This is a genomic window from Natrinema zhouii (assembly GCF_013456555.2).
GTDB classification, from domain to species: Archaea; Halobacteriota; Halobacteria; order Halobacteriales; family Natrialbaceae; genus Natrinema; species Natrinema zhouii.
Genome location: NZ_CP059154.1, coordinates 307,178 through 327,575, shown reverse-complemented (window position 1 = coordinate 327,575; position 20,398 = coordinate 307,178). Strand labels below are relative to the sequence as shown.

The 20,398-nt window shown below is 61.3% G+C and carries 13 protein-coding genes and 2 pseudogenes; 5 read left to right on the top strand and 10 right to left on the bottom strand.

What is annotated here, in order from left to right:
* Positions 1-186: 186 nt before the first annotated feature.
* On the top strand, positions 187-1,110 hold the full coding sequence (locus HYG81_RS20380; RefSeq protein WP_180841532.1) for a hypothetical protein: 924 nt from the start codon (positions 187-189) through the stop codon (positions 1,108-1,110).
* Positions 1,111-1,196: 86 nt separating this feature from the next.
* On the opposite strand, the gene HYG81_RS20375 is transcribed toward HYG81_RS20380, so the two are convergent.
* From HYG81_RS20375 to HYG81_RS20360, 4 genes are all read right to left on the bottom strand, one after another.
* Positions 1,197-2,087: a polysaccharide deacetylase family protein gene (locus tag HYG81_RS20375; RefSeq protein WP_180841531.1), complete on the bottom strand. Its 891-nt coding sequence runs from the start codon at positions 2,085-2,087 to the stop codon at positions 1,197-1,199.
* Entirely contained in the window at positions 2,084-3,229 is a 1,146-nt protein-coding gene (locus HYG81_RS20370) for a DUF354 domain-containing protein (protein ID WP_180841530.1), read from the bottom strand. The genes HYG81_RS20375 and HYG81_RS20370 overlap by 4 nt, the downstream gene beginning before the upstream one ends.
* Positions 3,222-4,295: a glycosyltransferase family 2 protein gene (locus HYG81_RS20365; RefSeq protein ID WP_180841529.1), complete on the bottom strand. Its 1,074-nt coding sequence runs from the start codon at positions 4,293-4,295 to the stop codon at positions 3,222-3,224. Before HYG81_RS20365 ends, HYG81_RS20370 begins: the two co-directional genes overlap by 8 nt.
* 1,046 nt (positions 4,296-5,341) lie before the next feature.
* Complete coding sequence (locus HYG81_RS20360; protein ID WP_180842942.1) at positions 5,342-5,758, bottom strand: hypothetical protein; 417 nt, start codon at positions 5,756-5,758, stop codon at positions 5,342-5,344.
* Between the two features lie 236 nt (positions 5,759-5,994).
* Between HYG81_RS20360 and HYG81_RS20355 the strand changes: the two genes are divergently transcribed.
* Both HYG81_RS20355 and HYG81_RS20350 read left to right on the top strand, forming a co-directional pair.
* Positions 5,995-6,624 carry a metal-dependent hydrolase gene (locus HYG81_RS20355; RefSeq protein ID WP_180841528.1) on the top strand — a complete coding sequence of 210 codons (630 nt, stop codon included), beginning with the start codon at positions 5,995-5,997 and terminating at the stop codon, positions 6,622-6,624.
* Positions 6,625-6,724: 100 nt separating this feature from the next.
* Entirely contained in the window at positions 6,725-7,318 is a 594-nt protein-coding gene (locus tag HYG81_RS20350) for a DUF2238 domain-containing protein (RefSeq protein WP_180841527.1), read from the top strand.
* 103 nt (positions 7,319-7,421) lie between these two features.
* On the opposite strand, the gene HYG81_RS20345 is transcribed toward HYG81_RS20350, so the two are convergent.
* Together HYG81_RS20345 and HYG81_RS20340 are read right to left on the bottom strand one after the other, a co-directional pair.
* Complete coding sequence (locus HYG81_RS20345) at positions 7,422-8,207, bottom strand: SRPBCC family protein (RefSeq protein ID WP_180841526.1); 786 nt, start codon at positions 8,205-8,207, stop codon at positions 7,422-7,424.
* 216 nt (positions 8,208-8,423) lie between these two features.
* A pseudogene (locus tag HYG81_RS20340) lies at positions 8,424-8,983 on the bottom strand (integrase core domain-containing protein); the annotation flags it as partial.
* Positions 8,984-9,588: 605 nt separating this feature from the next.
* Here HYG81_RS20340 and HYG81_RS20335 point away from each other — a divergent pair.
* Positions 9,589-10,325 (top strand): annotated as a pseudogene (locus HYG81_RS20335) (IS6 family transposase).
* Positions 10,326-10,680: 355 nt separating this feature from the next.
* Here the strand turns inward: HYG81_RS20335 and HYG81_RS20330 are convergent.
* Together HYG81_RS20330 and rdfA are read right to left on the bottom strand one after the other, a co-directional pair.
* A complete protein-coding gene (locus HYG81_RS20330) occupies positions 10,681-12,633 on the bottom strand; it encodes an archaea-specific SMC-related protein (protein ID WP_180841525.1) in 1,953 nt (650 codons plus the stop codon).
* Between the two features lie 138 nt (positions 12,634-12,771).
* Complete coding sequence (gene rdfA / locus HYG81_RS20325) at positions 12,772-13,407, bottom strand: rod-determining factor RdfA (protein WP_180841524.1); 636 nt, start codon at positions 13,405-13,407, stop codon at positions 12,772-12,774.
* 1,227 nt (positions 13,408-14,634) lie between these two features.
* On the opposite strand from rdfA, the gene HYG81_RS20320 reads away from it, so the two are divergent.
* Positions 14,635-16,884, top strand: a complete 2,250-nt coding sequence (locus HYG81_RS20320) for an NADP-dependent malic enzyme (protein WP_180841523.1) — start codon at positions 14,635-14,637, stop codon at positions 16,882-16,884.
* A gap of 155 nt (positions 16,885-17,039) precedes the next feature.
* On the opposite strand, the gene HYG81_RS20315 is transcribed toward HYG81_RS20320, so the two are convergent.
* Positions 17,040-18,500: a family 4 glycosyl hydrolase gene (locus HYG81_RS20315; RefSeq protein ID WP_180841522.1), complete on the bottom strand. Its 1,461-nt coding sequence runs from the start codon at positions 18,498-18,500 to the stop codon at positions 17,040-17,042.
* Positions 18,501-18,618: 118 nt separating this feature from the next.
* A complete protein-coding gene (gene gfo6 / locus HYG81_RS20310) occupies positions 18,619-19,689 on the bottom strand; it encodes a D-xylose 1-dehydrogenase Gfo6 (RefSeq protein ID WP_180841521.1) in 1,071 nt (356 codons plus the stop codon).
* Between the last annotated feature and the right edge of the window lie 709 nt (positions 19,690-20,398).

Sequence of the window (20,398 nt, the reverse complement as noted above, 5' to 3'; positions counted from 1 at the left end):
ACCGGTCTGTTCCGTGTTCGTTCCGCGAGTAATACTGTTTTTCCGATCTGCCAATAACATATTTACAACACAATATCGATACCAGTACTATATCCAAATTTAAAATAAAATACCCGTACTATCTCCAATACATTACTTTAATGAGTAATAAAGGCTTATAATCCCATAATCTCACTTCCCGGTTGCATGACGAGCGATCAATCGGAGTTCGACGGCGATCGATCGGCCGACAGTGACGAGCGGCGCAGCGCCACCGAGGCGACGCTCGGACGTCGGTCCTATCTCACGGCGGCCGGATCGGCGGCGGCCGCACTCGGACTTTCCGGAGTCGCGAGCGCGGCAACCGACGGGGCTTCCGGCGGAGACACGATCACCGTCGACTACGACGAGTATCGCGATCCGAGCGCCGTCTACGACGTCAACGACGTTCGGGGAAGTTACACGCCGCAGTTCGTGTCGGACCGAGCGACGACGGGCGACAGCTCGCTCTGTCTGCAGTTCACGGGCGACCAGAAGATCGCCAACTGTGAGTACCGATTCCCGGAACATGTCGGTGACTATCAGGACGAAGTGTACACGCGGTTCAAGCTCTATCCGGAGAACTTCGACCTCAATCAGGACGACACGATCCGGATCTTCTGGGCCCCGCTGACGAACGGGCCCGGGTCGTCCGGCGGCGGCGCGACCGACGGCACCAACGGCTGGTCGAACGCGATCGGCTTCGCCAACCGGAACGATTCACCCGCGCCGGAGGGCTACAAGTTCTTCAGTTACTGCTACCACCTCGACAACTCCGGTTCCGGCGACTTCCAGATGACCGACGCCGTCATACAGATGGACGAGTGGAACGAGATCGAGGCCCACGTCAAGGTCAACTCCTACGAGAACGGAACGGCGAATCCCGACGGGATCATGCGCTACTGGATCAACGGGGAGCTCGCGTTCGAGAACACCGAGATGCGCTTTACCACCAGCGACGACAATCGGATCGAAGGTGTGGGCCCGATGGGCTACGTCGTCGGCAACGGCACCGGGTCGCTCTACTACGACGAACACGATATCTGTCTCAATATGGGTCGCGAGGAGGCACGCGCGGCACTCGAGAACTGAGACGCGGATCGACCTGGGTATGTCACGATGACGGCCTCGCCGTGAGACGGCCACTCGGAGACTAACTGGTCGTCCCTCGAGACTGCCTATCGCGGCGTCGCCGTCACGAACTGTTCGTAACACTCGCCGGGCGGCCCGACCCACCCGCCCATCGCCTTCGCTTCTCGGATCGTCCGTTCGTAGAGCGTCCGATATCCCTCAAACTCGTCCGAATTGAAGTACCGCGGGTGCCAGAGGACGGTCATGACCGCGTCGTGTTCCCTGGCTTCCGCGAGCAGCCGACGACACTCGCGCCACGCCGCATCGAGCGAGGGCGTGTTCGAGCGCAGATCGATCTCCATCATCGTGAGCGGGAACACGACGAAGTTGTCGTCGAACGGGCGGAGGACGTCGTACTGGCCGTCGAACCCGTACGTCGGGCTCGCCCTGTAGCTGGCGTCGTACTGCAGCCCGATCGATCGGTGGTGTTCCCACGTGTCGGGCTGGGTCGTGTTGAGATAGTGCTGTCTGCCCCCCCGAATGGGCCGTCCGAGCACGTCCTCGAGCGTGTCCTTCTCGTCTCGGAGTCGCTTCCGGTCGTCGTACGAGTCGTAGGAGCCGTGCAGGCCCACCTCCCAGCCGCCGTCGTCGAGCGTCCGGATGACGTCGACGATCTCCGGATCGCGGACGTCGTAGCGGCCGGTGTACAGCATCCAGCTGCGGGGATCGAGCCAGTCGGCCGGCGCCTGCTCCCAGATCCGTTTCTCGTCGAGGAAGTACCACGCCGACCGGACGTCGAGTTCATCCTCGAGCGCCATGAGCTCCTCGAACTTCCAGTACGGCCGCTCGTCGGTCACGAGCGATTTCAGGTGGGACGGATCGCGTTCGGTGACGGCGTAGTACGGCGCCTGAAACGTTTTGTACACCCGATCGACGTCGTGGGTCAGACAGAGCGCGAACTCGTACTCGCCGCTATCGAACGACTGAGCCGCCATCATCGACCGGTCACCTGCTCGACGGTGTCGACGACGAACGCCGTGGTGTCGACGGTCTCCTCGAGGAGTCGCTGCCGGCGTCGGTCCCACGTCGACGGGTCGGTCGCCAGCAGCGCTCGAGCGGCGTCGGCGATCGCGTCAGGGCCGACATCCCGTGAGCGCCGCTGTAACAGTCCGTACCGCGTTTCGAGTTCTTCGAGAACGCCCGCGTCGAGATCCGACACGTACAGCGATGGCGTTCCGAGGACGGCGCTCTCGATGGCCATCGTGGCGCTCTCGCCCAGGAACAGATCGGCGCGAGCGAGCAGGTCGTGCATCCGCTCGGGCGGCAGGTCGAACTGCCGATCGGCTACCGCCGGCGGAAGGTCGCCCTCGGCCGACACGAGGACGGTCGCGCCGGCGCGCTCGAGTTCGGTGACGAGGTGTTCGATTCCGTCCATGCCGTGCCGTCCGAAGTCGTGGGCGGCATTCCACGACACCAGACGGAGGACGACCAGCGAGTCGTCACCAGCGCCGTCGGTCGCGGTCCCCGAATCGGCCTCAGCGGCTGTCCCAGAGGCAGCCTCGGAAGCTGACCCAGTAGCGGACCCGGGGGCGGCCGCGGGAGCGTTCGGCCGTGCCTCGAGTTCGGTGAGCACCGTTGGATCAGGCGTGAATCGGTCCGGGGGGAGGTACGCCAGTTCGTGATAGCCGTCGTAGACGTACTGAGCGGCCCCGAGATCGTCCCGGAACGCTCGCGGCGTACAGACGAGGTCGGCGAACGGGAACGCGAGCGCGTTCTGCAGGGTCGCGTGTTCGGTGTCGGTAAACAGCACGCTGTATCCGTCGACGAACGAGGACGCGTGTGCGACCGCCGGTTCGCCGATTGCGAGCAGCGCGTCGGGCTCGAGTCGCCGAACGCGTTTCAGGATCCGGTACTCGTAGACCGCCTGCACTTTCGCGAGTTCGAGCGGCGAGTCGGCGGTCCCCGCCAGCACCTCGTGCTCGATCCCGTAGGCCTCGAGGAGCTCACAGGTCACGTCCTTGTCGCGGGCGAAGACGGATACGTCGTAGCCGCGTTCCTCGAGGACCGCGATGGCGTTCCTGAAGAAGTGGACGTGAGCCGGGTGCTGGATCGTAACCACGACGCGGTCGCGATCAGTCATGGAGCTGGACCTCTCGGGACTCGTTGACCTGCATGTCGAACAGCATCGCGAACAGCACGAACAGGCTCCCGGTGATAAACAGGAGGAGGCTCAGCGAGCCGCGGACGAAGAGCGGATACGCGAGCATCAACCAGGCGTACAGCGACCACAGGAGGCCGGCGACGGCGACGCCACAGGTCGACGCACCGAAGAGGTAGAACAACGCGAGCGGATGGAAATCGAGAACGAGATATCGGGTCTTGAGCCGCCAGAAGAAGTTCTGGAGCAGCATTCCCGACACTTTCCGGATGTACGTCGGATACTCGATACTCGATTCCTCGTCGCCGTAGACGGCTGGCATCGCGACGTCCGCGACCCGCATCCCGCGGGCGTTGAGTTTCACGAGGAGGTCGTTACAGTAGCCGTAGTACTCGTACATCTCTTCGACCCCGACGGTCTCGAGCGCGTGATAGGAGATGGCCGTATACCCGTTCTGGGGATCCATCGTCTTCCAGTAGCCGGAGGCAATCTTCGTGAGGAACGTCAGGATCGAGTTTCCGAAGAACCGCCACCGCGACATTCCCTGGCGGTACTCCTGGTGGAGGAGCCGATTGCCCTTCGTGTAATCGGCCTCGCCTTCGACGATCGGATCGAGAAACCGCGGCAGGATGTCGGGATCCATCTGGCCGTCGCCGCCCATCACCGCCGTGATATCGATCTTGTCCTCGAGCGCCTCGAGGTAGCCCGTCTTGATCGCGCCGCCGACGCCTCGATTCGTCTCGTGACGGATCGGAACGACACGACGGTCGAACACCGGTCCGCCGTCGGTCGCGGCAGTGGTCGCCTCGTCGTCGCGTCGTCTCGCCAGCTCTCCGTCCGCCGTGACGGGTGGTGTTTCGTCGGCTCGCGCCTTCTCGTTCAGTTTCGCCGCCGTCCGACGGATCTCTTCCCACGTCCCGTCGGACGACGTATCGTCTACGGCGTAAATCCGGTCGACGTACTCGGGCATCGTCTCGAGGACTTCGCCGACGAACCCTTCCTCGTTGTACGCCGGAACGACGACGCCGACCGTCTGTTGCCTATACATCGGTCCAACCCCCCAGTAGAATCGGGCGGTCGTCGCGTCCGACGCTCATCCGGGACTGACACCACTCCGCGGACCGATCGCGTACTCCTCGGCCCGTCGCTCCCTCGTTTCGATGACCGGAGAATCGACCGGTGACTGCGAGTACAGCCGAGAAATCTCGATGAACGTCGGTCACCTTCTCCATGAGTCGAACACAGCACTATCGTCACAGCGTTCAGGTATTCGTTATTTCACTCGTACAATTTGTTCAGTCTGCGTACCACCAATCCAGCGTTCAGCCATTTTCTGCGTATCTTACATATACGAGACAGTCGAAAAACACTTCCTGTCATGGTGCGAGACGACGATGTCAGTACTACTTGGCACGGCAAACCGCAAACATCGATAGAACCGCTACCGCTGACGTCGATCACTTCCTCGAGGACTCTCTCACTGTCGAACGAGAGACGACAGTGTACGAAAAACCACCCCGATCGGCGACCGATTATCACGGATCGAACGGCCGACCGTTACTGGTAGTTTCACCACAACACGGAACTATCTGCTCTCTACACGAGTGCAACAGCAGTCCTTTCGAAGCCGGCCGCTAGCCGATCTGAGACGAGAACACCGCGCTACGAACCGTTTCTGTCGATGGGCGTCCCCGTCGGTACGGCGTCTCGTCGCTCGGGATTCGAAGCGTCCGGAGTTTCCCACGACTCGGCCCACTCACCGATCGCTAGAGCCGTCTCTCGAGCGATCGAACTCCCTGAATCGACCGTTCCGCCGCAACGATCAATTCGCTTCGTGCTGAGTGACTCGGTAACTGAAACATACGCCCCCATTCGTAGTACCAGCGACGGCCGTTCGGCCCATTCGAACGCGACGTGTGTTCCATGCAATACTGGCTCAGTGGGGCAACTGCGACCTCGAGCACGAGTGCACTGAGCAGACCGAGACGAACAGGATGCCAGCGACCACGAGGGCCGAATCCGTCGACCACTAGGTGACTAGTGTCGATCGACGGGACTGCTGACTCACCGATAGAGTCCCGCCAGCGCGGAGCGTTACCGCGTTTCGAGTTCGGGTTCTCGCGAGAGAAACGCCGAGAGAATCGCGGTGTGAACCGTTCGGAGGTCTGCCTCTCGGATCGTGGCGGCCGCCTGAAACCGTTCGCGGGCGTTAGTTATCGTTTGGGGCTCGGCTGCCAGCTGGGTGAGGACGAACGCGTCGGGATCGACGCCTCGAGCGGCGTCGAAAGCTGCCTCGTCGTACAGATCGGCGAAGTCCGTGACGACCGCCGAGAGGAGTCTATCGGTCGCATCGGCACCCGGATCGCCCGCGGGGATCGTCGAGGCGGACGAATCGAAGTACTCCTCGTAGTCGACGACACCGGCGGTTTCGTACAGGAAGTCGTCGAGTGCGTCGAAGACGTCCTCCGACAGGTAGACGCCTAATAGTTTGTATCGATCGTCGGTGGCCATCACGTTGCGGTTCTGCATCGATCCTCATCAAAGGTCGCCCTCGACGATCGCGGGTTGCCGTTTTCCGACGAACTGTCGGAGTAGCTGTCACGGAAAAGCCGGTACGATGGCTCGGGCACTCCTGAGGAGCTGATAATTGAGAGCTCGAAAGCGCGGTATTCGACGGTCAGGGGTTTCTGACGTCGACGCCAGTGACCGACATCTTCAAACGGCTGTGTTGCCTGGAGTACAACACAATGATGCTGCCAACGCACGCGCTCATCGGGCTGGCGCTTGCCCTCCCCGTTTCCGTCATCGCCCCCGAGTTCGCCGATATCGCGCTCACCGCAGGCTTGCTCGGTGGTATCCTCCCGGATCTGGATATGTACGTTGGCCACCGGAAGACACTCCACTATCCCGTCTACTATTCGGCACTCGCCCTCGTAGCAGCCCCGGTCGCGGTGCTCGTCCCGACGGCGGCGATGGTCGCCGCGACGTTCCTGTTGCTCGGCGCGGCCGTCCACAGCGTCATGGACGTCTTCGGCGGCGGGTTGGAACTGCGGCCGTGGGAGGCGACCTCGAGTCGCGCCGTCTACGACCACCATCGCGGGCGGTGGCTCGCGCCGCGTCGCTGGATTCGGTACGACGGTGCGCCCGAAGACTTGCTGCTCTCCGCAGTCATTGCTGTCCCCCTCCTGCTCGCTCTCGACGGCGTTCTCCGGGCGATCGTCGCCGCCGCCGTAGTCGTCGCGGTCGTGTACACAGCCGTCCGACGGCTGCTCCCGACGATCGCGGAAGTAGTCATCACGGGATATCTCGTCCGGACGCTCCCGGATCGCCTCCTGGCTGTGTTGCCCGCTCGGTACGGGCTCGAGCGCGGCAAATAACTGTCAGCCGCGACGGTCGTGACCACTGACCGTCGGAAGCCGCGACCTCGTCTTCGTTCAGTATCGTTATGCGTCTCGGCTGCAAGTTGCCACCAAACGCATGCAGACGACGGTATCCAGGGAGGCCGAACGCGGTATCCGGTGTGCGATCCTCGCCGTCTTCGTCGTCGGCGTCCGCCAGCGGGATCCGGGAGCGGTCTGCAACGCTATCGTCGCGCTCGCGGCGACGTACCTGCCCGGAGCCGTGGAACACCGGTACGACGTGACGTTCAGACCGTGGCAACGCGCGTATCTGAGTACGGCGATGCTCACCCACGCCGTCGGGATGCTGGGGCCGTACGATGATGTCTGGTGGTGGGACCATATGACCCACACGCACTCGGCGACGCTGCTCGGCGGCGTAACCTTCGCCGCGGCCCGCCGACGGGGCCGCGATCCCCGTCCTCGAGTCGTCGCCGTCGTTGCCTGTGCCGGAGTGCTGTGGGAACTCGCCGAGTACGGTATCCACGCGACGGCCACTCGCCTCGGACTCGAGCCCGTCCTCGTCTCCTACGGGAAGACCGACACGCTCTTCGACCTCGTGTTCGATCTCGTCGGCGCGCTTCTCGTACTCGTACTCGGTGACTCCCTCCTCGAGAACATGACACCGGTCGAGGAAAGCCCGTCGTCGACCCCCGATTTGCAGTCCGAATAACAGGCAGTCGTCCGTCTCGTGGCGTCACCGCTGGTCGCCACCACCGATTATCGACCGGGGCGGTGAAACACGCGGGAAGTTCCGTCGTGTCAGTAGCCAGTTTTCACACGAGATCACCGCTCCCGCGCGCGGATGGATTGGCCTCAGTCGACGGGATCTCGCCCGTTTCGGCGAGACTCTTGAATCGACGCAGCGCCGTTTCCGCGATTGTCTTCGGAACGATCCCCAGTCGCTGCACCACTGCAGCCCCCAGTTTGCCGCCGGGCGGATCGAACTGCAACCGGAGCGTCACCTCCGTCCCTCGATCCCCCGGTGCCGGTCGAAAGCGCACTTCGCCCCCGGTGGGGATCGTCGCCCCCTCGAGCGACTCCCATCGCAGGCGTTCTCCGGGCCGGTCATCCACGATTTCCGTCTCCCAGGAGAGGCTCGGTCCCCGCGGCGGCTGTAGTTCCCAGTGGTGGCGGTCCTCGCCGGCCCCCGTCACCTCCGCGACGGGGCCCATGATCCGCGTCAACTGCTCGGGGTCGCGCCAGTACGCTGTGAGTTCGTCCGCAGGGACGCCGACCGTGATCACCCGGTCGACCGTCAGCGGTTCTGTACCATCGGTGGGGGCCGCTTCATCCCGCTCTCCAGTGGCTGCCGAACCGAGCGTCCGGAGGGGACGACCCGTCCCGCTGAGGCCTCGAGCGACGAGCCAGCCGCCGCCGACTGCCATCGCTCCGCCACTGAGCGATCGACGTCTGAGACCGGCAGCCAGCAACACGCCGCCGACGGCAGTTGTGGCCAGTCGTTCGCCGCGACCAATAGACTGGGCGACGTGAGCGCGTTTCTGTTCGGTCATTTCACCGTCGGCATCGTCCTGAACCGGCTCCGTTTCGTGATCGCTCATGATGACACGACAAACAGGACGACGACGATATTGTATCTTACAACTGCAAATGCAACCCCTCGCGGTACCCAATCGCCAATACAGGCAGTGAACGGAACCGATAGGTCGCGATAGTCGCAGTGTACGACATATATCGACCCGATTTTTCATGTCGGATTCGGAGACTGGCTCGAGAAGAGACAGACAGTCATCAAGGCATTGTCTAGTTCTACACCCCTTGACTGGCACGTTTTCGTCGAGAGATTGATGTGGTCTTTGGTAGTTGTAGTAATGTACAAACCGTTCAATTCACTCTCGTACGCTCGACCGACTGCCCACCCACGAATTATGGAAGCCGTCGAGACACATTTTGAGGGTGTGATACCACTTTTCGATTAGGCTTCGGACGGCAAAGTTGACCTGTCCGCTCAATCCTAACCGAGAGGGGAGTCCGATAGGCGGATTGATCGACAAGAAACTTGTCCCGAGGTCTATTGCAGCATACAACCAAAACCACTCGCCGTTGGTCTTGACAGCGATCTCGTCGACAGCGATCGGCCCACGGCGATGCCGTCGGCGGATCGCGCCCGCTGTCAGCCAACCGATGTATCCAGTTCCGAACCTCCGTGAGAGCTTTCAACGCCTAATTCAGCAAGAATCGTCGTTGTCTCCCGAAGCAAACAACCGGTCTGATGAAGACGGACTGCGAACGCCTTGACGGGCGTCACCATTCGCTCTTTCCCCCAAGATTCTTCTAAATCCGTCTCATTGCTCTCGCTGAGCAGGTCTGCGAACATCTTAGCCAATTCACTCAATGGCCTGCTTGATTTTCAAACTGGCTCAACTAGACTGTGCGCGTGTAGATTTCGGTCATATCTAAGTCTTAATCAAAAATCTCGGTATTGGTTAATAATAGTACGTTATTGATTAACAATAAAATATAAATAAGGCCGCTAATAATATCCAATCGCAATGGCCGATGATGATTCGGATGTAGATCGGCGAAATGTTCTTCGAAAGGCTAGTGTCGGATTAGCTAGTGTTGCTGGTATCGCAGGTATTTCCGGAAACGCTTCCGCTTCTCCAGACCAAACAGATTATCAGACTGGTGAAACCGTGGCAGCATGGCCGTGTCTGGACTGTGGATCCACTATGAGGTTGTTCAAGAATCCTCCCGCCGATAACTGGGATCATGTCGATGAACGAGTACACCGAAATATGGTAGGGACTGTTGTCGAGACCTGGACTACGCAGTACGAGACTTGGGTGAAGGTTGAGTTCGACGATGGGCCGACCGGTTGGGCACATGCGACCACCTTGAACTAGATAATAAATACATGACATATTTGGCACTGTCTAGATGAGAGTTTGACGAACGAGCAGGTGGTGGCGAGAAGTGTCCATGCAGTTCGCCAACCTGCTCAGAGAGACCTTAGACGTAGACTGTGATGAGGTTTGGGAGAACGAGCGCACCCCGACGCCCGTCAGGGTGTTCGGGGTGCGATTGCATTCGATAGGGTTGTCAGTTCGGGAGGTCGTCGCAGTGCTCGAATTACTTGGTATTGACCGTTCGCACGGCGCAATTTGGAACTGGACGCACAAACTGTCGGAGGCCCAGAGCGACCCGCCGACGTCCACGAGAGCAAAGCTCTCGTGCGGCCCATCAGAACGCTTCGCGTTCTGAGGACGGCGCAACCGTCGCGGGTCGCGGTCGACGAGAAACAGATCGAGGTAGACGGCGAAAAGAAGTGGTTGTACGCCGCGATCGACACAGAATCAAAGCTACTACTCGAAATCGACGTGTTCAGCCGCCGCGAGACTGACCCCGCGGCGGCGTTCCTGCACCGACTCATCGAGAAACACGATATTGTCGAGACAGAGTTTCTCGTAGATGCTGGCGGCTATCTGACTGCCCTCGCTCGTCATGAATTGAGCGGTCAGCTCAACTACAGCGATCGAAACCACGTCGAAAAGTGGTTTCAGACTGTCTCAATGAGGATCGACCGCTTTCACTCGTCCTGGCGGGGCAGTCCAGCCAGCGCACGCCGCTGGCTGAAACGTTTCAGACACCATTATAACCACGATCGACCGAATCAAGCGCTCAATGGACGAATGCCGGCTGAGGAGGTGCTGAACTAGCCAGTGCTTCATCAACCACATCTCTGCACAATGACAGTGATACGTAGACTATCTGTCTCCGTTGTACGAACATTCTTCGCTACAGTACTGTCGTGGGCTCGGCCTCTCTAACTAGACAGAAGGTGAAGAAACCATAGAGCTCACTCAGTTCATCGAGAGCATACCGTCGACGGATTAATTCCACCTGCGAGCGATTCCATACTGACGGTTTCGATCAGACGATCCGAAGGAGTTTCTCCGGAATCGTTCCGCTCGAAGTACTATAACAGAGATGATGTGAACAGGATATTATCTGCATCTCAGAATGTATTGGACGGATTGAGACAGACATTCTGCCTCCACCGTGCACAGCGGTCTATATCTCCTGAACGTACGCGTACTCGTCCGAGAGTGCTTCGGCGTCCTCGCGGAGCAAGGCGACGACGAGACAGTCGACGTGATCCTCGAAGTATTCGACGAGGTCGGCGATCCGGTTCGAGTCGATCGCCTCGAGCGAATCCAGCAGCATGAACGGAACGATTTCGTAGACGTCGTGAACCAGATAGCCCGCGAGTGCAAAGACGAGTCCGGTGACCTCGCGCTCGCTCTCCGAGAGGTGATCGATGGTGTCCTCGTACGTCGTTCCGTCGGCGGTCGAGCGGACGATGTGCAGGTCGAACGCGGTCCGCGTGACCTTCCGCCGGCCCTCCCGGACCGTTTTCTCACGACGGTCGATCCAGATGCGATCGATATTCCTGTATTCGAGAAGCGACAGAATCGACTGCATGTGCTCGTTGAACGCGTCGACGGCGTTTTCTTCGATCCGGTCGACGCGAGTCCTGAGATCCGTCAGTTCGTCTTCGACGCGCTCGCGGCGCTCTTCGAGTTCGCTGCGCTCCTCGATCGTCCCCTCGATCTCCTCGATTCGGGCTTGGACGTCGTCGCGTTCGTCCTCGAGATTCTCCCGTTCGAGTTCGAGCCGGTTCAGTTCGCGGTGGGTCTCGATAACCTCGCCGTACTCCGCGTTCTCGAACGTTTCGGCCTCTGACTCGAGGTCGTCGATCCGGTCCTGTTGGTCCGCGAGTTCGGCCTCGAGTTCCTCGATACGCTCTTCTCGGCGCTCGAGTTGATCGTCGATCGCCGACAGTCGCGTTTCGATCTCACCGCGTCGCTGCGTTCGCTCGCGAAGCTCCTTCCGACGCGAGGAGAGGTCGTCGATCTGTGCTTGCAGCTCGCTCCGTTCGTCGAGCTGGTCCTGACGGAGCGATCGCAATCGCTCGAGCGTCGATTCGATCCGGTCGCGGCCGACCTGCGAGCCACACGTCCAGCAGACGACGTCGTCGTCCGCGAGCAGCTGTTCGGTGATGTCGCCGTCGCCATCGTCCGCCGACTCGACCGGGTCCTCGAGATCCAGCTCGAACCCGTCGCCATCGAGCCGTTCCTCGTTGAATCGGATCACGCTCTGGAGTTCGCTCACGGTCGAATCGAGCGACCGCTTCCGGGCGCGAAGCTCCTGGATTCGCCCTTCGAGCCGATCTGGCGACTCGTGATCGTCGTCGAATGCCTCGAGTTCTGCCACTAGTTCGTCGCGTTCCCGCTCGAGTTCGGCGTAGCTCTCCCGTTCCGTTTCGAGATCGTACTCGATGGACTCGAGTTCGGTCCGCGCCGCCTGGAGATCCGCAAACGCCGACTCGATCTCTTCTTTCCGGTCGCGACTCGCCTCGACGTCGAGATCGAACGCCTCGAGGTTGGCTTCGAGGTCGGCGATTTGCTCGGTCATCGATTCGATCTCGGCTTCGAGTTCTCGTTTCTTCGCCTCGAGCCCGGGGAGTTCAGAATCGAGCTGCGAGAGCCGCTCGAGACGATCGTCGAGGTCGCGTTTTTCGGCCTCGAGAGTGGAGATTTCGGCTTCGATCTCGTCCGTATCGATCGGACGCATGATGAGTTCGCGGAGGTCGTCACCGCGTCGCACGGCCTGACGCGCCTCGTTGGACTCGAGCAGGAAGGCGAAGAGATCCGCGAGTTCCGGATCGTCGAGATAGGGATCGCCGTCGAAGACCACTTCGCCGTTGCGTCGCTCGAGGTATCGGTCGTATTGATTCCCGTCGAATTCCAGTTCGGCGCGTCCGGCGTCCGCATCGCCTTTCAGCGAGGAGTGCCGACTGCCCAGTGCCGCCATGATCGACTGGAGGAACGAGGTTCGGTTCGTCGCGTTCCGGCCGGTCAGGACGTTTACGCCGGGTTCGAGCGTTACCTCGGTGCGATCGATACCGCCGATATTCTCCGCGAGAACGCTGATCGACGAAATAACTGACTCTGGAGATGACATAATTGTTGTTTCACGCCGATGGCTATAAATGCTATGCGGTAACGGCCGGTTTTTGACGTGACACTTTCGTACAACCTCAGTTGAAACGACGGACACACCGATCGCACAGTCGCCGTACGATCGGACGTGCAGCGACGTTTAGCGGCGACTGTCGCCCTCTGTGACGTCACAATCACAGCCACCCTGGTCGAGTAACTCGGCGACGGAATAGTCGGTTCCGCAGTTCCCACAGATGGTGCGGACATCGACGAACACGTCGTACTCTCGATCCGTAATTTCCCCTGCGTTCCCCAGTTCCTCGAGCGTGGATTCGGTGACGACTTGCGTTCGACCGGCGAGTCGCTGGACGGTCTCTTTCTTCCGCTCGAGTCGGTCTTCGGTGTCCTCTTCGGGGAGGGACGCATCGCGGACGTTCGTGAGATACGTATAGATCGTCTGGTGAGTGACGAAATCGGAGCGGACGTCGTCGATGTCGATTCCCGATCGTTCCAGTTCGCGTCGCTTTCTGACCGCGTCGGAGCGCGATACGTCGTCGTCCGTCAGCGTTCGATAGAGGGTTTCGATATCGGAATCGAGCACCGATCCGCCCGCATCACGGATGGCCGCTCGAAGGACGGCCTTGTTGAACTCGGTCGCGAGATCGCGGAGACTCGTTCGGTCCGTCCCGTCGCCGATCCACTCGGCCTCGAGGCGATCGCCCCACGACTCGAGGTCGTACTCGTCCATCACCCGCTCGATCTTGGTTCGACGACCGCCGCTCGAGTCGTCTGTCATACCGGTACTCACTGACGCCTATCGTACAAATGTTGCGGTTACCGCACCGCAACCGGCCACAGACGTACTCAAGTAGCATCTCTCCATCGAAACCAGTTCGAATTATGCTGCTATAAGACACCCTTCATAGCGGAGACCGATTATTTACAACACACGTACATGACTATACGCTGGAGAGCTTCGATGAAACGTGTGAGTGCGGTTGCGACAGGATTGAAGCGGTCCGACAGAGGAGGAGTACTGTCACGTATTGTACTCTCAGTATGTGTGCGCTGACTTCTCAACTGTAGTCTGATTCGTCGGAACGGTCAAATGAGTCCCGTGAGAGAGAAGCAGAGGTCGTGTCATTCGGTGACAACCTATTCGCCACCCTGCGGTTTGCTGGCTCCCTGAGATTACAGGGATAGGGGTGTAATTTTGCTTGTTCGGTTGCGGTTCTATTTCGAGACGGTTCTATGACGGTTGGCGGACGAACCGCCGTTTTTACCGTTCGAACGCAATAGTTCCGTTTGCACGGTTGTATGCTGAGTCCGATCTGCTGCTGGCCTTGACGAACGGTGCGTTCACGGTGTCCGAACGGGTTGTCGCATTCGTTCGGCTTCCAATCCGATTGCCCAGTTCTCGGCGTCGAGCGGCGACCGGCCTCTCAACGAGCAGGGTGGCGGCGAAGACTGCGTCGCAGGTCACCGGTTCGACCACCGCGAGTCGGACACCTGCTCCCGACAGACAGTGTCCGCCCCCGCCGACTGGCTCGCCAGTGAAACCGGCGAGACCAAAACGTTTGTTTCCCATTACCGAACGGTTCGCGACCCGGTCGGCTCGAGCCAGTCGCCTCGATTCGACCGGCTGACCCACGACGGCTCCCAGTCGGCGAGCGATGGCAGACGTTTCGTGCGAGATCGAACGCCAATCACCGTTCGTCGTCGTGGCGATCTCGTTTCACGTCCGTCGCGGGCAGACGGGGAGTAAGTTTAACATGGCCCTCCCCAAAGGGGGTGCTATGACAGCTCCCGAAGAGCTAGTGGTACAGACGTATCGATGTCCCGATTGCGAGGGCTCGCTCTCGTTCGAACGGCGTTCGTGGCAGTGTGCGGACTGCGGTCACGTTCCGCGTCATGCCGCGGATTGATAACGTATTTTCGGCATAGATCGGAGCTCTGCCGGCCCAAACCGGTCGATCAGAAGCGTACACTTTTGTCGGTCCGCTGGCGACACACGACTACAACAATGGACGAAGACGCGCTCGAGTACCACCGTGCCGATCCACCGGGGAAGATAGAGATTTCGACGACGAAACCGACGAACACGCAACGTGACCTCTCGCTGGCGTACTCGCCGGGCGTCGCCGCGCCGTGTCGAGAGATCGCCGCGGACGCGGACGACGCCTACCAGTACACGACGAAGGGCAACCTCGTCGGCGTCGTCTCGAACGGCTCGGCCGTGCTCGGACTCGGCGACATCGGCGCACAGGCCTCAAAGCCGGTTATGGAAGGGAAGGGTGTCCTGTTCAAGCGCTTCGCCGATATCGACGTCTTCGACATCGAACTCGATCTCGACGATCCGGACGCGTTCGTCGAATCAGTCGCGGCGATGGAGCCGACCTTCGGCGGGATCAATCTCGAGGACATCGCGGCTCCACACTGCTTCGAAATCGAGGAACGCCTCCGCGAGCGCCTGTCGATCCCCGTCTTCCACGACGACCAGCACGGCACCGCGATCATTAGCGGTGCCGCGCTGCTCAACGCCGTCGAGATCTCCGGCAAGGACCTCGAATCGCTCAAGGTCACGTTCGCGGGCGCGGGTGCGGCCGCGGTCGCGACGGCCAAGTTCTACGTCTCGCTGGGCGTCAAACGGGAGAACATTACGATGTGCGATATCGACGGGATTCTGACCACGGGGCGGGCGGAATCCGGCGACCTGAACGAGTACAACCGAGAGTTCGCGCAGGATCGCCCCGAGGGAGCCCTCGCGGACGCCATGGCCGGCGCGGACGCCTTCGTCGGCCTCTCGACCGGCGGCATCGTCAGCCAGGAGATGGTCCGATCGATGGCAGACGATCCGATCATCTTCGCGATGGCCAACCCCGATCCGGAGATCGACTACGAGGACGCCAAATCGGCCCGCGACGATACCGTCATTATGGCCACCGGTCGCTCGGACTACCCCAATCAGGTCAACAATGTGCTCGGGTTCCCCTTCATCTTCCGCGGCGCGCTGGACGTCCGCGCGACCGAGATCAACGAGGAGATGAAGGTCGCGGCGGCGTCGGCGCTGGCCGAGCTGGCCAAACAGGACGTCCCGGACTCGGTGGTGAAGGCGTACGGCGACCAGCCGCTGCAGTTCGGGCCGGACTACATCATTCCGAAGCCGCTGGACGCGCGCGTCCTCTTCGAAGTCGCTCCCGCAGTCGCGCGGGCAGCGATCGAGTCGGGCGCGGCCCGCGCCGACCTCGACGTCGACGAGTACGTCGAAGCGCTCGAGGCGCGCCTGGGCAAGTCCCGGGAGATGATGCGGGTCGTGATCAACAAGGCGAAATCCGATCCGAAGCGGATCGCGCTGGCCGAGGGGACTGATGAGACGATCGTCCGCGCGGCGTCGCAAATCGTCGAACGAAACATCGCGAAGCCGGTCCTGATCGGCGACGAGGACGACATTCGGGCCACGGTCACGGCTCTCGGCCTTGAGTTCGAACCGGACGTCGTCGATCCCGAAAGCGGCGAGTACGGGGCGTACGCCGACCACCTCCACGAGCGCCGAAAGCGAAGCGGGATCACCCGCCGCGAGGCCGAGTCGATGATCCGCGATGATACCAACTACTTCGGTAGCGTCATGGTCGATCGCGGCGACGCCGACGCGATGCTCACGGGGCTGACGAACCACTACCCGTCGGCGCTGCGGCCGCCGCTGCAGGTGATCGGCACGGCCGACGACGCGAACTACGCCGCGGGCGTCTACATGCTCACGTTCAAGAACCGCGTCGTCTTCGTCGCCGACGCGACGGTCAATCAGGCCCCCGACGAGGACGTCCTCGAGGAGGTCACCCGCCACACCGCCGACCTCGCGCGTCGGTTCGACATCGAACCCCGCGCAGCCCTGCTCTCGTACTCGGACTTCGGCAGCGTCGACAACGAGGGAACCCGCAAACCGCGCGAGGCGGCCCGTCGCCTCCGCGAGGACCCCGACGTCGACTTCCCCGTCGACGGCGAGATGCAGGCCGACACCGCCGTCGTCGAGGAGATGCTGACCGGGACCTACGAGTTCAGCGACCTCGAGAAGCCGGCGAACGTGCTCGTCTTCCCGAACCTCGAGGCGGGCAACATCGGCTACAAGCTGCTCCAGCGACTCGGCGGCGCGGACGCAATCGGCCCGATGCTCGTCGGCATGGACGAACCGGTCCACGTCCTGCAGCGAGGCGACGAGGTCAAGGACATCGTGAACCTCGCGGCCGTCGCGACCGTCGACGCGCAGGAAGAGTAACTTCCGCAAGCGACTACAGGGTGCGGGCAGATTTTCGGCGTCTTCATGAACGGAGTAGTAACGGACCGGCGAGAGCAACGCTCCCGCGGCAAACCGGTTTGTGCGACACCGTGAACCTCGCGGCCGTGGAACAGTGGACGCGCAGGGTGATCGTTTCAGTGGCTACTATCGTACGCCGACGATTCCGAGAGTACCGCCGATCCGTCGAGGTCCCAGTCCGTGAGATACCGTTCCTCCGCAGCGACCAGTTCCGCGAAGAGTTCGCGCGCTCGCTCCGTCTGGAGCGTCCGGACCTGCGGGTCGAGCAGGAAGCCGGCGAACGCCTCGTCGACGTCGTCGGTTCGTGCGGCTTCGACGATCGTTTCGATCGTATCGACGTGGGTAGTGATCAGCGAGCGCACCTGTCGCGGGAAGCCGCCGGCGGCGAGCGGTCTGATCTCGTTCTCTCGAACGAGTGCGTTCGTCTCGACGACAGCTCCGTCCTCGAGGTCAGAAACCTGGCCGACGTTCGGCATGTTGACGTTCGTCGTAAACGACTCTCCCCCTGCGAGCGCTTCGAGCATGTCGGCGAACACTTCCTCGGAGGACTCGAGTTCGAACTCGCGGTCGCCCTCGAGCCAGGCCGTCACGTCGGTCGTCTGCTCGGATTCGGCCGGCGTCCAGTGCTTCGATCGGTAGTCGCTTCCCGTGTACGTGATTCCCCAGCGCTCGAGGTCGGCGTCGCTCCCGTTGAGGAACCACGTCGCGTACTCGACCAGGTGGCGGTCTCCGGCCGCGGGGAAGATCCCGAAGCGTCGGAACAGTTCCCACGTTACCTGCTGGTTGTCGACGAAGACGGACTCGTCCTCGAGGGCTGCCGGCTCGAAGACTCGGTTGGCTTCCTCGGCGTCGACGAAATCCTCGAACAGCGGCCAGAGGTCGACTCCCTGACAGCGAGCCTCGTCGATCCACGTGAAGTGATTTATTCCTTTCACGTTGCAGGTGATGTCCTCGCGGGTCGCTTCCATGTCCAGCTGCTCGCTCGCGAGCGATGCGAGGTACGATCGGGTTCCCATTACTTCGTGACAGAGTCCGACGGCGTTGATATCGGGGTACTCGTCGTAGAGCGCGCGGGTGACGAAGTGGACGGGATTCGTGAAGTTGAACACCCACGCGTCCGGGCAGTGCTCGCGAATCGCGGCAGCGAACTCCCTGTACAGCGGGATCGTGCGCATCGCTCGGAAGATCCCGCCGGGCCCGATAGTCGCTGCGACGGGGCCGTGGATGCCGTACTTCTGTGGAATATCGATATCGTGGACGAACGTCTCCGTGGGATCGAACTGCGTGGATGTGATCACGGCGTCGGCACCCTCGAGCGCCGCGTCGAGCGCGTCGACCGCCTCGTAGGTCCACTCGCCGCTGGTCTCGTGTTCGTCCTGAACCCAGTTGCCGAAGCGCGCGTTCAGCGCGGCGCCCTCATAGTTCGCGTCGTACAGCCGAACCTCGCCGTCGAGCTCGGAGAGGGCCATATCCCGAACGAACTTCGGTGCCCACTGGCGACTCCCGCCGCCGATATAGGTAATCGTCATGTCGGTCCCGTCGATAGCACTCGCCGCTCGGTGGCTTCGCGGACACATACCACGTAGCATGGCTATCGCTCCAATAAGCGTTTGGACTCTCACACCGGTCACTACCCGATATGGGCCGTTCCTCGCGTGGTATCCGTCGAACGCGAGATGGAACTATCGCAATCCGTTAGAGGTCGACCGGCTCACCTCGTTCCGCGGAGTCGTGGAGCGCTTCGATGATACGCATGTCCCGCAAGCCGTGTCGACCGTCCGGATAGAGGTCGCCGTCGCCGAGAAGTCGGTCCGCGAAGTAGTCGAACCCCTCCTCCATCTCGCGCTCCGCGTCGAAGCTTCCGTGTTCGACCGTGACCGAGAGGTCGCCCCGCGAGAGGTGCAGCGAACACTCCCCGTGGAACGCCGGCCGGAGCTCGATTCGTCCCTCGGTTCCCGTGATCTTGAGATGGGTGTCCTCGTGGGCGTGCTGGCTCGAGGTCGAGATCATCTGCACGTCGTCTTCGAAGACCAGCAGCGACGAGGACCGCTCGTCCGGGACGTCGGCGAACGCCTCGTGGTTCGAGACCATCTCGGCCTGCACGCTGACGGGGTCGCGTCGGAGCAGGAACCGGGTCGTGTTGATCGAATAGATTCCCAGGTCCATCACCGAGGTGCCGTACCCGCTCAGATCGGCGTCGAGACGCCACTGATCGGGGTCGGGGATCATCTCGAGCAGGTGCTGACTGTTGTGGCCGTAGACCGACACCGGCTCCCCGAGGAAGCCGTCGGCGATCAACTCGCGGGCCCGTTGCACCGCCGGGTCGGTCTGCATGCGATAGGCGATCATCAGGGGCACGTCCGCTTCTTCGCAGGTCGCGACCATCCGTTCGGCGCGCTCGACGGTCGCCTCCATCGGCTTTTCGCAGAGGACCGCCTTGTCCAGACCGGCCGCGGTCTCGGCATACTCGAGGTGGGTGGCGTTGGGCGTGCCGATGTAGACCGCATCGTACTCGTCGCTGGCCGCACCGTCGTGGAACTCGTCGTAACTGATCCCGCGTTCGACGCCGTTCTCCTCGGCCGCTCGTGTCGCCTTCTCCGCCGAACTGCTGACGAGGACCGTCACCTCGCCCAGATCCGACGATTCGATCGCCGGGAGCGCGAGGTCGGTCGTCCACCAACCAAGGCCGATTAAAGCGTATCTGATAGTGCCGCTCTCGGTCGTCTGCCACGTTCGCCCCTCGTAGCTGTCGAGCCACTCGATCATAGCGGACCTAGTCACCAGCCTGATAAAAAACGACCGGTGGTTGCGTCGTGTCGGGTCGCTTGACGATATCGATCGGGCGCGCAGAGATTCGCTACTCGCGGACGGGATAGCTATTGATCTCCACGACCACGAGCGAACGGCTGAACGCTCGCCGCTCGGTCCTCGAGATCGGCGAGACCGCGTTCACGGCAACTGATAGAACGCTGATGGAACCGAACCGTATCAATCTCGTGTGGCTTCCGAGTGAATCTACGCTGTCGATCCCGGCACATTTCCACGATTCAGTAATGCCGAACGATCGTTCGCTGTCATTGTGGGGGTGAGTGTCGACTGATTCTGTCAGAGACGCTCTCGAATGCGACAACCCGCCCCGTTACGGCGATTCAGCCCCCGCACTCACGGCACCGTTCCGTCCGTGATTGCTAAACAAGAATAACTACGCTCGGTCGATGGCGACCGCTCGAGTCGTCTGCGCTCTCCCTGAGTAGTATCTCAGACCGAGTGCATAACCGGCGCTACTCCTGAGAGAAGTGTTTCGGACAGATTCCGCGATTACAGACATAAGACTGTAACACGCTTGCTCGCATGTGAAACCCACGCACATTCTGTTCGTCATTACATAACGGCAACCCAGTCCTGAGAAACGAGGAGAGAACTCCGAAATTCGTCCGTTGATCAAGTGCGTTTCACCGAGGGAGCGACGCCGCTA